We start from the raw sequence: 13,277 nt of genomic DNA on the forward strand, positions 1-13,277 counted from the left end.
AGCCATCATGCTGACGTTTTTCATCAAACGCCCGCGCTTTGCGATGGTGATTGCGCTGGTCATTACCCTGTTGGGGGCTATCGCGCTGAAGCTGATCCCGGTGGAGCAGTATCCGCAGATCACGCCGCCGGTCGTGAATGTGTCAGCGTCATGGCCGGGGGCCAGCGCGGCTGACGTGGCCGAGGCCATCGCCACGCCGCTGGAGACCCAGCTTAACGGCGTGGACCACATGCTGTATATGGAGTCCACCAGTTCGGATGAAGGCACTTACAGTCTGAACATCACGTTTGCTGCCGGGACAGACCCGGATCTGGCCGCCATCGACGTGCAAAACCGCGTGTCGCAGGCCACGGCACAGCTACCGGCCGAGGCACAGCAAAACGGCGTGCAGGTGCGCAAGCGCGCCACCAACCTGATGATGGGGGTAAGTCTTTACTCACCGGAAAACACCCACACGCCGCTGTTTGTCAGCAACTACGCCAGCACTCAGGTGCGCGAGGCGCTGTCCCGTTTGCCCGGCGTCGGGCAGGTGCAGATGTTTGGCGCGCGCGACTACAGCATGCGTATCTGGCTGCGGCCCGATCGCATGAACGCGCTCAACGTCACCACCGACGACGTGGCGCAGGCGCTGCGTGAGCAGAACGTGCAGGGCGCGGCAGGCCAGGTCGGTACACCACCGGTCTTTAACGGCCAGCAGCAGACCCTGACCATCAACGGGCTGGGGCGCTTAAACCAGGCAGAAGAGTTTGCCAACATCATCATCCGCGCGGGCGAGATGGGGCAACTGGTGCGCCTGCAGGACGTTGCCACCATCGAACTTGGCTCGCGCAGCTACAGCTCCGGCGCGCAGTTGAACGGGCATGACTCCGCCTACCTCGGCATTTATCCCACTCCGTCTGCTAACGCCCTGCGCGTCGCCGGGGCGGTGCGTGCAGAGCTGGAGCGTCTCTCGACGCGCTTCCCGGACGACCTGGTTTATGAGGTGAAATTCGACACCACCACCTTCGTGGCTGCCACCATTAAAGAGATTGGCGTCTCTCTGGCGCTGACGATGCTGGCGGTGGTGGTGGTCGTCTCCCTGTTCCTGCAGAGCTGGCGCGCCACGCTGATTGTCGCCCTTGCCATTCCGGTGTCGCTGGTGGGCACCTTTGCGGTGCTTTACACGCTTGGCTATTCCGCCAACACGCTCAGCCTATTCGCCATTATTCTGGCGCTGACCATGGTGGTGGATGACGCCATCGTGGTGGTGGAGAGCGTCGAAACGCTGATGGCGGAAGGGCAGAGCCGGACGGCGGCGACAGCGCTGGCGCTGCGCCAGATTGCCGGGCCGGTGATCGCGACGACGCTGGTGCTGCTGGCGGTATTCGTGCCGGTGGCGCTGCTGCCGGGGATTGTCGGCGAGCTGTACCGCCAGTTTGCGGTCACGCTCTCCACCGCCGTAACGCTCTCAAGCCTGGTGGCGCTGACGCTGACACCCGCGCTGTGTGCGCTGCTGCTGCGTCCGCGTCCGGCGCAGCCCGCGGCGATTTTCCGCGGCTTCAACCGGGGGCTGGAGGCCACGCGTAGCCTCTACTCCCGCATGGTGAGTATATTCACCCTTCGTCCGTGGCTGGCACTGCTGGCCACCGCTGGTGCAGCGGCTGTGGTGGTGTTCAGCTTTATGTCGATGCCTAAAGGTTTCCTGCCGCAGGAAGATCAGGGCTACTTCTTCGCCAGCGTTCAGTTGCCGGAAGCGGCCTCGCTGGAGCGCACCGAGGCGGTGATGGCTACGGCACGCGAATTAATTGCTAAACATCCGGCGGTGGAAGACGTGATTCAGGTCTCCGGGTTTAACATCCTCAACGGCACCAGCGCCTCCAACGGCGGGTTTATCTCCATCATGCTGAAGGACTGGAGCGAGCGTCCGCCGCTGGATGAAGTGATGGGTACCCTTCAGCGCCAGCTGCTGACGCTGCCGGAAGCAACCATCATGACCTTTGCCCCGCCGACGCTGCCGGGGCTGGGCAATGCTTCCGGCTTCGACCTGCGTATTCAGGCGCAGGCGGGGCAGAGCCCGGCGGAGCTGGAGCGCATCACCCGCGAGGTGCTGGTAAAAGCCAACCAGCATCCGCAGCTGAGCCGCGTATTCACCACCTGGAGCAGCAACGTGCCGCAGCTGACGCTGACCGTTGACCGCGAGCGCGCGGCGCGTCTCGACGTACCGGTGTCACGCATCTTCAGCAGCCTGCAAACCGCATTTGGCGGCACGCGTGCCGGCGATTTTAGCGTCAACAACCGCGTCTACCACGTGGTGATGCAAAATGAGATGCAGTGGCGCGAGCGCGCCGGGCAAATCAGCGAGCTGTTTGTGCGCAGCAACAACGGCGAGCGGGTGCGCCTGAGTAATCTCGTGACCATCACGCCCACCGTTGGCGCGCCGTTCCTGCAGCAGTACAACCAGTTTCCATCGGTGTCGGTGAGCGGTTCCGCGGCGGAAGGGGTGAGCAGCAGCACTGCGATGGCGGCGATGGGCGACATTCTGGCGCAGAGCCTGCCCGCCGGGTACGACTACGCCTGGAGCGGCATGTCGTACCAGGAGCAGCAGACCGGCAATCAGGCAATCTGGATCGTGCTGGCGGCGGTGGTGATGGCGTGGCTGTTCCTCGTCGCCCAGTACGAGAGCTGGACGCTTCCGGCGAGCGTAATGCTTTCGGTGCTGTTCGCCATCGGCGGGGCGCTGGTCTGGCTGTGGATAGCCGGCTACGCCAACGACGTGTATGTGCAGATTGGCCTGGTGTTGCTGATAGCCCTTGCTGCCAAGAACGCGATCCTTATCGTCGAGTTTGCCCGCGCGCGGCGCATGGAGGGGATAGCAATTGTCGATGCGGCTCGCGAGGGGGCATCACGCCGCTTCCGTGCGGTAATGATGACGGCGGTATCGTTCATTATTGGCGTCCTGCCAATGATGCTGGCGACCGGGGCGGGTGCCCAAAGCCGTCGCATCATTGGTACTACGGTATTCAGCGGTATGCTGGTGGCGACCGTGGTGGGGATCCTGTTCATCCCCGCACTGTTTGTGCTGTTCCAGCGCCTGCGCGAGTGGGGGCACGGCCTTACGGACTCGTCGCCCACAGCTCGCAGTGCTTCTGAACCAGAGAAATAAGCGAGCCGCCGTCGGCGATAAAGTCCCGCATGCGCTGCGCCTCGCTCTTGCCCTGCTTTAACAGCAGGGCAAGTTCCTTAATCGCGCTCGTCGCGCCGAGTTTCTCGGCCGATGGCGCAACCTGCTCCAGCAGCCAGGCAAGATCTTCCGCCACCGTCTTATGCTCGCCGGTATGCACGTCCGTCAGTATGCCCTCAAGCCCGTAGCGACACGCCTGAAAACGGTTAAAGCGATACAGCAGAAAATCCCTCTCCTGATGCTTATACGGCCGGGTGGTCAGCAGCCAGTGGGATGTCGCCTGGATCAGCCCGGCGATATTGATCGCATGGCCGAGCGTCAGCGGCGTATCCATCACCCGCACCTCAACGGTGCCAAAATGTGGGCTGGGGCGGATGTCCCAGTGCAGATCTTTAATGCTGTCGATCATGCTGGTTGAGCTCAGGCGGCGAAACAGCCCCTCGAACTCCTGCCAGTTGTTGACCCACGGCATCTGCCCGTTATCCGGGAACCCGGAAAAGATATTGAGTCGCGAGGAGGCAAACTTCGTGTCCGTGCCCTGCATGTAGGGTGATGCGGCGGCCAGGGCGATAAAGTGCGGGACAAAGCGTGACAGGCCATGCAGCAGATAAATCGCGTCATCGCCGGTCCGGCACCCGACATGCACGTGCTGGCCAAACACCGTCGCCTGTAAAATCAGATAGCCAAAGCGCTCCAGCGTGATGTTGTAGCGCTCGTCATCGCACACCTCCTGCCGCTGCCACTTCTGGAACGGATGCGTCCCGCCGCCGCAGATCTGAATATGATGCTCCGCCGCCGCCCGCAAAATGCTCTGCTGCATCATGGAGAACTGTGCCGCCGCCTGATCGATGTTCTGGCACACACCGGTGGCAATCTCAAGCATGCTTTCGGTGATATCGTGTTTAACTTCACCGCCTTTGATGTCGTCTTTAACGGCGGCGATAAGCGCGGAAGAGTCCTGGCTCAGATCGTATCCCGGTGGGTTAACCACCTGCAGCTCGAGTTCGATGCCAAGGGTATAGGGTTCAGAGGATTTGAAATCGGGTAAAGGCATGGCGTACTCCGTTGTCTGTCGTGTGTTGAGTATAGACAACGACGTGGCGCTCACTTTTTACAGTGGTATAACTGTTAGCAGGCTTAGCGAAAAGGGGAGTTAACCATGTCTGACAATCCAGTGATTGCGCTGATTGGTCCTGGTGCAATTGGTACCACTATCGCCGCGGTGCTACATGACGCTGGCCGCACGCCGCAGTTGTGCGGACGCACCGCACATCCTGAACTGCGTCTGCGCGACGACGAAGGTGAAACGGTCGTGCCGGGTCCGGTATTAACCGACCCGTCTGTCGTCACGCGTCCCGCCGATCTGGTTTTTGTGGCGGTGAAAACGACTCAGAACGCCGACAGCGCCGGGTGGCTGCGCGCCCTGTGCGATGAAAACACGGTGGTCTGCGCCCTGCAAAACGGCGTGGAGCAGAAAGCCCAATTGGAGCCGTGGGTTAATGGCGCAACGGTGCTGCCGTCGGTGGTCTGGTTCCCGGCGCAGCGTGAGCCGGATGCGTCGGTCTGGTTGCGTGCCAAACCGCGCCTGACGCTGCCGGACGTTCCGCAGGCAAAACGGGTGGTAGACGCGTTGCAGGGCACACGCTGTGCGGTTGAGCTGTCGGCTGATTTCGCCACTGTCGCCTGGCGCAAGCTGCTGCAAAACGCGGTGGCCGGGTTAATGGTGCTGGCCAATCGTCGTGCCGGGATGTTTTCGCGCGAGGATATCAGCGCGCTGGGGCTGGCGTATCTGCGCGAAGGCCTTGCTGTCGCCCGTGCCGAGGGGGCAGCGCTCAATGATGACGTTGCGCAGGAGATCCTGGCGAACTTCCAGCGCGCCCCGGCCGATTTAGGCACCTCGATCCTTGCCGACCGTCAGGCCAACCGCCCACTGGAGTGTGATATCCGCAACGGCGTGATCCAGCGCTATGGCCGTGCGCACGGTATTCCGGTGCCCATCAGCGATGTGATAGTGCCGCTGCTGGCGGCGGGGAGCGAGGGGCCGGGCTAACGGCCGCTGTTTTTCCGTTCGGCAAAGTAGTGCGCGGGCGTGGTGCCCATCGCTTTGCGAAACATGGTGATAAACGCATTCACGGATTCATACCCGAGTTTTGTTGCCACATTCTGCACCGGGGCACCGCTCGCCAGCTCCTGCAGGGCGATAATCAGGTGCAGCTGCTGCCGCCATCGCCCAAAGCTCAGCCCGGTCTCGCGCTGCATCAGGCGCGCAAATAAAAAAAATATATTTAAAATCAATTTTTTCCTGTATTTTTGCTTAAAGGGATGCTATCGAAAATATAACACTGCTCCGGCGATAACGATTGATACCAATCCTAAAGCGGAGAAAGCATACTCGACGATAAACCAGTTTTTGAGGTGAGGTGGCAAGTCTTTGATGAATGCAACATCATCATTTGTACTGTCAACTGAGCTTTTACCAAAGATCAAAGGGTTCACGATAAAGTTGATCTTCGCTGCATAACCTGAGCTAAACCCTATAGAATCGGCATTATCGAAGATAATCGATCCGGCAGGGAGAGAACCAAACTTTTCTTTATACAGCGTGCAGATCGCGGAGAAGCGCTTTTTGTTGAGAAATGAGAGGAACGCGACCGCGATACCACAGCAGAGGCTTAACCCTGCGAATCCGCAGATAATCAAATCAGATAGAGTGAACATTTATTTAACAACCTCATAAATTTTCTCTCCTGCAAACTCCCCAACGTTGCTGCCAACTTCACCGACACCATACCCAACGGCTCCAGAAACTATTACGCCACATGCTAACGCGCCAACGGCTCCGACTTCTACAGTTAACGCGCCGAGCACTACCGCACATGCCGCAGTGGCTCCACTATACACTGCTGAGGATGTGTAAATACCCGCAGCAGTACCAACACTGAATCCGCCGACCTGAGTAAATGCCGCTTTTTCACAATCGCTCCCAACGGTGCAGGCTTCATAAACTTTGTCCAGCCTGTTAGCGCCATCGAGAGCAATACCGACATAGCCAACTGCTTTCATCATCTTCACGTATTTTGCTGCGTTCTCCATGAAGGTGGCGTAGCCTTCAATGTCAGCAACCCCCGTTTGATTCCAGCGGTGAGTGATAGAACTGGTCGATAGTCCTAATGCTCGCTTGATGTCCGGGTAGTCTTGCAAGGCGAGTTTGTGACGGGTGAAATCAGTGAGAATGCTATCAAGTTCACCGAATAGCTGCCGCCTCTGCACATAGAACTGTTCGCTGATCAGTGATCCACTGGTAATGTACTGATTTTTGTACGCTTGCTGAATCCTGGTCAAAACATTTTCGATCTTCTCAAAGTATTTACCAGCAGCATCTGAAGCAACCCCGGCTGTCGTACTGGCACGTGAAGTAAACAGATCAATGGTGTCTTTGTTCTTATGAAGAAAGTTTGCTTCATGGATAGTCAGTGGTTCTAACGCTGCATCAACCCTCGCTTTCGCGGCTTTCATGTGGGCAATCTGTTCCTCGTCCTGCTTTTCAGGATCAACCAGAAGCATAATCGAACCAGCTTTGTATTTTTCATCGGGGCCGTTCAGCGTAGCGAATAGTTCCTTTGCTCCCGCTGGCGGGTTTTCGGTGAATAGCAGACGTTGCCAGGCTTCTGTAGTGCCGCCATAGGGGAGAACGGCAAAACCAGCGTCTATGCCTGTTTTCTTCTTCGCTGTCTGGGCGTGTTGTTCCGGTTCTGATTCAATCGGTTCTGGGAGTACAGGAATCCCTACGGGGTGAGACAGATCAGTGTGTGTTACTGTTTCTTCTCCACCAAGTTCGTAACCATCGTCAAAGTTTGAAGGAACGAATTTCGATTTGCAGGGGCAGGAGCTATAGCTGTGCAGCGTTCCGGCGATCCTTTTACCATGTATATAGTCGGTATCAAGCCCGCCACAGATACGGTAACGACCTGGATATTTACCACAGGTCACTTGATGACCTTCACAGGACATGTCTTTACCGAAAAACTGATGATCACTCCATCCTTCAATAATCCTACCGCCGCATACTGTCTTATCGCCCCTGAATAAAAAGTACCCCTTAACGCCCATCAGTGCTTACTCCCTGGCATGGTTAAGAATCCTTTCGGGAATGTATCACCTTCACGAAATACCAGTCTGCCGCTGGACTGTGGTGTTGAGATTATTTCTTCTCCGTTATCGAGCATACTGCCAACCAGTGCCGCAGATGCGCCTTGCATTAAACGCGCTACACCTGCACCGGAAATAATAGTGGCTTCACTGCCGTCAGCGTAAACAACTCTATCTCCAACCCGCGCCATCTTATACCCACCAGTTGGACTGCCTGCCGAAGCATTGCGGATCACTCCCCTGTTGCGGGTGATGCTTCCCACTACAGCGAATCGGAAAATGGAGGCTAATGGGTGACTAACTTGTTTATTAAAATCCTCAAGCTCTTCACGTGTCTTGCTGTCACAGCTTGCTAAAAAATCTTCGTCGTAGTGTTCCTGTGAGGAGGATTCTCGGATTTCAGGCGTGATCTCGTTGGTGTATTGCTGCATAAATCCCTCTACTTTATATGGAAATAATCCCTGCGGTCATTTTACAAACAATGACCACATGCACAACAAGTATTAAATCTAAGTGAAACTACGTTTCGTAAGAGAAGGTTATAGTCATGAAATCACTGCTCTCTTTACTGGCTCGCTATACGCTGACGTTAAGCGTCGTCGCGGCGGCCAATTATCATGGCGCACTTGCCGCTGATGGGTTATGACCCTGTACTCACGGGGCACGTGGAGAGCATCGGTCATGGGATTGGCGATAACAACGACGAGACCGGCGGGCTGGGTCTGCCCGACGTGGAGCCCACCTTCAGCTGGGTGCGGCTGGCGCAGCGCGTACCGGTGCGCATTCATATCGACACCTTACCGAAGGGGGTTGAGCTGGTGGCGGGCCTGTCGGCGAGCGTGGCGGTGGGACAATAATCTGGGGATAGTCAGCCTTAAACACATATGCGAAACTTACCGCTTCTGAAAAAATGTGGTGGGACCCGCTCAATGTCAGAATCATCTTCGCAGTGCCTGTTTAATGAAGGAATGATCGCTTTTCCTGAGGGCTATCAGGATCGTACCGTCAATGTCTTCGCGCCGCCTGCAGCGGATGCGCCAGCATTCAACATCTCCCGTGATACCCTCAACTCCGGCGAAGCGCTTGCCGCGTATATCGATCGCCAGCTCGCCCTGATGGAAAAACATCTCAAGGGCTGGAAGCAGGGTGAACGCAGTGCCGCAACGCTCGGCGACGGCCTTTTGCAGGGTGAAATTGTCCACGCCAGCTATCTGCGCGACGGGAAACGCATCTGGCAGCAGCAGGCCGTGTTTAATGCCGAGGGCGATAACATTCTGGTGTTCACCATGACCTGCACCCGTACGCTGGGCGATACGGACTGCGCGCTGTTCGGCGATCTTCTCAGGAGCTTTCGCTTCCACCATTAACACCAGGGATAGTCGTTATGTTTGAAGCTGCACGCGTTGGTGATGATATCGGCCACTCCGGTGCGCTGGCCGGGATGATTGCCGGAACGATTGTCGGTGGTCTGATTGCCGCCGCCGGGGGCATTCTGGCGGGGGCGATGTTTATTGCCGGTCTCGGCGCATCCTGCCTTGGCGTGGGTGTGCTGCTCGTCGGCGCAAGCCTGGCCGTGGGGTATTACACCGGGGAGCTGGCGACCGCCGCCCGGGACAGTATCGCCGATGCCGGGGCATCCAGTATGACGAAGAAAGGCGTCATCACCTCCGGCTCGCCCAATGTGTTTATCAACAGCAAACCCGCCGCCATCGCGACGGACAGCGCGGTGAAGTGCTCGGACGACGGCTCGCAGCAGATGGCCGAAGGCTCTAAGCGTGTCTCCATTAACAGCCAGCCTGCGTCCCGCATCGGGGATCGCACCACCTGCGACGCGAAGGTGATGACCGGCTCGGACAACGTCTTTATCGGCGGCGATCCCCAGCAAACCCTGCCCATTCAGTCTGAAGTGCCCGAGTGGCTCTATAAAGTCTCCGATCTTACCCTGCTGTTCGCCGGGCTTCTCGGCGGCTGGGGCGGTGCGGCCGGCAAAGTCGGGGCGCTCTCTAAGCTGCTGGGCAAAATCCCTGGGATCAATAAGCTGGCCCGTATCGCCTGCCGCGCTGGCACGCTGATGACCGGCGTAGCGGCCGCGGGGATCATCGCCCGTCCGGTGGATATCGTCAGCGGACAGAAGTTTCTCAGCGGGGATGATGAACTCGATTTCGTTCTGCCGTCACGCCTGCCGGTGCGCTGGCAGCGCTACTGGCGCAGCGGCAACCCCGGCGACAGCGTGCTGGGCCGCGGCTGGAGCCTGTTCTGGGAAAGCCGCCTGGAGCCCTATCAGGACGGGCTGGTGTGGCGTGCGCCGTCCGGCGATTACGCTGCCTTCCCGAACGTGCCGAAAGGGATGCGCACCTACTGCGAGAGCGAAAAAAACTGGCTTGAACATCACCATGACGACAGCTGGTCGGTGTATGACGTCAGTGGCGAGCGCTGGCACTACGCAGCGCTGAAAGATGACGCACCGTCACTGCTTCAGCGTATCTCAGAACCCTGCGGCAACGATATTCTCTTCGAGTGGAATGCGGATAATACCCTGCATGCCCTGACCGACAGCGCGGGCCAGCGCGTGGTCTGCCGCTACGACCGTGGCAGGCTCGCCAGCGCCTGGCTGGATGACGAGATTTGCCTGGTCAGTTACGCTTATGATGAACAGCGCCAGCTGGTCTGCGTGACCGGCCGGGGCGGTAGCGTGCGCCGACGCTTCCGCTGGCAGGACGGGCTGATGAGCGCCCACGAGGACGCCAATGGCCTGCTGAGCGAATACCGCTGGCGGGAGATTGATGGTCTGCCGCGCGTGGTCGGTTTCCGCCACAGCGGCGGCGAACAGCTGACGTTTGAATACGATTTTGAAAACGGCATCCGTCGCGCCAATCGTGATGATGGTGCGCAGGCGCACTGGCTGATTGACGACGACGACAACGTCGCGCGCTTCACGGATTACGACGGCCGCCAGACGACGTTTGTCTACCGCGACGGCGAGCTCAGTGATGTCATTCTGCCCGGCGGTGCAATGCGCTGCAGTACCTGGGATAAGTATGGCCGCATGACCAGTGAGACGGACCCGGCAGGCCGTCGCACAGAATATTACTGGTATCGTCTGACCGACCGCATCACCCGGACGGTCTACCCGGACGGTACTTCATCGCAGGCCATGTACGACCTTCGCGGTCGTCTGCTGTCGGAAACGGATCCGGCCGGTAACGCCACCGCGTATCACTATCCCGATGAGGAAGAGAACCTGCCGGAGAGCATCACTGATGCCCTCGGCGGCGTGGTACGTCTGGTCTGGAACATCCAGGGGCTGCTGACACAGCGCACCGATTGCTCCGGCAGCGTGACCCGTTTCAGTTACGACCGTTTCGGGCAGCTGATTGCCAGCGAGGATGCGGAAGGGAATATCACGCGTCGGGAGTGGAACAACGCCGGGCTGCTGAGTGCCGTGATCCATCCGGACGGCAGCCGCGAGTCGCTGGTGTGGAACGAACGCGGCCAGCTCACGGGCTGGCGCGACCCGCTGGAAAGCGAGGTAAGCTGGGCCTATAACGCGCTCGGTCTCCCGGTCAGCCTCACCGATCGTATTGGCCGCGTGCGCCAGTGGCGCTACGACCCGCGCGGTAACCTGCTGCGACTCGATAACGGCAACGGGGCGGAATACCGCTTCACCTATGACGCCGTGGGCCGCCCGCTCAGCGAAACGCGCCCGGACGAGACCGTGCGCCATATGGAATGGGATGCGCGAGGGTTCCTCTGCGCGCTCGAAGAAAACGGCCGACCTGCCGCCGACGGCGGCATCGCCCGTCGCGTCCTGCAGTTCAGCTATGACGACAGCGGGCTGCTGATCGGGCGCACTCAGCGCCACGCGGAGTACCGCTACGTCCGTGACCTGAGCGGCCAGATCACCCGCATCCGCTGCACGCCAACAGCCGAAGGCGTTGCGCTGGGTATCGAAAGCGATGAGATTGCTTACCGCCACGATGCCGCCGGGCGCGTGCTGAGCGAATCCGGCATTAACGGCGCAGTGGGCTATGAATGGGATGCCCTGAGCAACCTGACCGGCCTGACGCTGCCCGGCGAGCAAAAGCTGGCCTGGCTGCACTATGGCTCCGGCCATGTCAGCGCCATCCGCTTCGGGCAGCAGCTGGTGACCGAGTTCACCCGCGACCGCATGCACAGGGAAATTCGCCGCACCCAGGGCGCGCGCGAGCAGTTCCGCCAATATGACAGCCTTGGCAGACGTACCCTGCAGCGCAGTGAGCTGAGTACGGAGGTGACCCTGCCGGAGCAGGCGATACTGGAACGCCTGTATCGCTACACCGCGCGCGGTGAGCTTTCTGGTGTCAGCGACACCCTGCGCGGTGAGGTGGATTACGGCTACGACGCCGAAGGGCGTCTGCTGAAGCACTACGAGGCCCGACAGGGGCACAGTCGCGCGCAGTTCAGCTATGACGCCGCGGATAACCTCGCCGCCAATGACGATGCGGTACCGGTCACGGATAACCGCCTGCAGCACTGGCAGGCGCTGTTTATGAAATACGACCACTGGGGCAACCTGGTCAGCCGCCGCAACGGACTGTATGAACAGCATTATGCGTATGACGCCGAGAACCGGCTGGTATCCGCCCGCGGAACCGGGCCGGAAGGGCGGTTTGAGGCGCGCTATCACTACGACGCGCTGGGCCGCCGTACCCGCAAAATCGTCACCACCGCGCACGGCACCACCGAAACGCGCTTCCTGTGGCAGGGCTACCGCCTGTTGCAGGAGCAGCAGCAAACCGGGCTGTGCAGTACGTATATTTATGACCCGAATGAAGCCTGGAGCCCGCTGGCGCGGGTGGATCATCTCCGTGACCAGAGCAGCGGTGAGATTTACTGGTTCAACACCGACCTGAACGGCGCGCCGCTGGAAGTGACCGACGAGCGTGGTGCGGTACGCTGGAGCGGCCAGTACGGCAGCTTTGGCGAGATACTCCATCAGAGCGAAGGGTTCTCACGGGTTGTGAATCGCACAGCGATGGCGCATCAACCGCTTCGCTATGCCGGGCAGTACGCTGACGGTGAAACGGGACTGCACTATAACCTGTTCCGCTACTACGACCCGCAGGTCGGGCGGTTTATTGTGCAGGATCCGATTGGGCTAGCGGGGGGATTAAATCTCTACCAATATGCTCCAAACCCTCTCAAATGGATAGATCCGTTAGGCTTAATGAAGTGCATGGGCGTTAGCGAGTCTGGTCATCATGTACCTGCTGTCCGCAAATCAAAAGGGCGGCCATTTGAAATTTCTAGATCAGATAAAACTCGTCCTACATTATTCCCTAGGGGAGAAAACCCAGAACATGATCATTGGCGATTACATGATGCGGAAAGAGATACAATAGGGCCAAGACAAGGTGATTTTCCTGGTTCAGATAAAGAGTTATTTGATGCTTACAGGAGAGCGTATTCCAAATTAGATGATATCAAAGTTGATGTTAAGTCTCCAAACGGAACCTATTCGTTAGGTACTAATGTGACGCCAGTTAAAGCCGTTGATTTAATAGAGGCCTGGCTAAAAGAACAAGGGTTAATGTAATGAGTAATAATAAGTTAGCTGAAGTTGAAAAATTTTTGTCCTCTGCATCAGTTTTTGATTTTCTCAAAACATTAGATGCAGACAGCGCCTTGGATTCTAGAGATGAGCCAGAATTCGATGATGCATGGATGAAAGAGTTTAACTCATTTAAAAATGAAAGTTTTGATGCTGATGATATTGAACATATCAATTCCGTGCGAGAAAAAGCATTTAAGCTATCATTCAGAGTAATAAATAATTCTGAAATATCATCACGCATATCAGATGATTTTGAATTAATTGCTAAAAGCGTTGTTGTTGGAAAGGATAATAACTGGGCCATCAGTTATCTATGGTCTTCGTATAAAGGTGGAAAGTTCCCACAATAAATGACGAGCCGGGAAAAGGTGTATT

9 protein-coding genes and 2 pseudogenes are annotated in these 13,277 nt (G+C 57.9%); 6 read left to right on the forward strand and 5 right to left on the reverse strand.

Translation table 11 applies throughout. The annotated features are described in order from the left end of the window. The first annotated feature begins 7 nt into the window (after positions 1 to 7). Entirely contained in the window at positions 8 to 3,142 is a 3,135-nt protein-coding gene (locus tag ACQG22_RS05755; protein ID WP_369706345.1) for an efflux RND transporter permease subunit, read from the forward strand. On the opposite strand, the gene ACQG22_RS05760 is transcribed toward ACQG22_RS05755, so the two are convergent. Then, positions 3,093 to 4,214 (reverse strand): YbdK family carboxylate-amine ligase, encoded by a 1,122-nt coding sequence (locus ACQG22_RS05760; RefSeq protein WP_023620415.1) that lies wholly within the window; start codon positions 4,212 to 4,214, stop codon positions 3,093 to 3,095. The genes ACQG22_RS05755 and ACQG22_RS05760 overlap by 50 nt on opposite strands. A 105-nt stretch (positions 4,215 to 4,319) precedes the next feature. Between ACQG22_RS05760 and ACQG22_RS05765 the strand changes: the two genes are divergently transcribed. Next, entirely contained in the window at positions 4,320 to 5,210 is an 891-nt protein-coding gene (locus ACQG22_RS05765; protein WP_102752030.1) for an oxidoreductase, read from the forward strand. Here ACQG22_RS05765 and ACQG22_RS05770 read toward each other — a convergent pair. The 4 genes and pseudogenes from ACQG22_RS05770 to ACQG22_RS05785 form a co-directional block, all read right to left on the reverse strand. Beyond that, positions 5,207 to 5,428, reverse strand: a pseudogene (locus ACQG22_RS05770) (helix-turn-helix domain-containing protein); the annotation flags it as partial. The gene ACQG22_RS05765 and the pseudogene ACQG22_RS05770 overlap by 4 nt on opposite strands. Positions 5,429 to 5,485: 57 nt before the next feature. After that, a complete protein-coding gene (locus ACQG22_RS05775; protein WP_013097670.1) occupies positions 5,486 to 5,878 on the reverse strand; it encodes a hypothetical protein in 393 nt (130 codons plus the stop codon). Next, entirely contained in the window at positions 5,879 to 7,270 is a 1,392-nt protein-coding gene (locus ACQG22_RS05780) for a PAAR domain-containing protein (protein ID WP_102752029.1), read from the reverse strand. Beyond that, positions 7,270 to 7,740, reverse strand: coding sequence for a PAAR domain-containing protein (locus ACQG22_RS05785; protein ID WP_102752028.1), 471 nt, complete (start codon positions 7,738 to 7,740; stop codon positions 7,270 to 7,272). The genes ACQG22_RS05780 and ACQG22_RS05785 overlap by 1 nt, the downstream gene beginning before the upstream one ends. A 189-nt stretch (positions 7,741 to 7,929) precedes the next feature. Here ACQG22_RS05785 and ACQG22_RS05790 point away from each other — a divergent pair. From ACQG22_RS05790 to ACQG22_RS05805, 4 genes and pseudogenes are all read left to right on the forward strand, one after another. After that, positions 7,930 to 8,166: pseudogene (locus ACQG22_RS05790) on the forward strand (efflux transporter periplasmic adaptor subunit); the annotation flags it as partial. 72 nt (positions 8,167 to 8,238) lie between these two features. Further along, positions 8,239 to 8,676, forward strand: coding sequence for a DcrB-related protein (locus ACQG22_RS05795; RefSeq protein WP_108453285.1), 438 nt, complete (start codon positions 8,239 to 8,241; stop codon positions 8,674 to 8,676). A gap of 17 nt (positions 8,677 to 8,693) precedes the next feature. Next, the gene (locus ACQG22_RS05800; protein ID WP_369706346.1) at positions 8,694 to 12,884 is read left to right on the forward strand and encodes an RHS repeat-associated core domain-containing protein; all 4,191 of its coding nucleotides are present in this window, start codon (positions 8,694 to 8,696) and stop codon (positions 12,882 to 12,884) included. Next, entirely contained in the window at positions 12,884 to 13,252 is a 369-nt protein-coding gene (locus ACQG22_RS05805) for a hypothetical protein (RefSeq protein WP_095427340.1), read from the forward strand. Before ACQG22_RS05800 ends, ACQG22_RS05805 begins: the two co-directional genes overlap by 1 nt. Positions 13,253 to 13,277 lie beyond the last annotated feature (25 nt).

Source organism: Enterobacter cloacae complex sp. 309I3 (assembly GCF_050031595.1).
Lineage (GTDB): Bacteria > Pseudomonadota > Gammaproteobacteria > Enterobacterales > Enterobacteriaceae > Enterobacter > Enterobacter cloacae.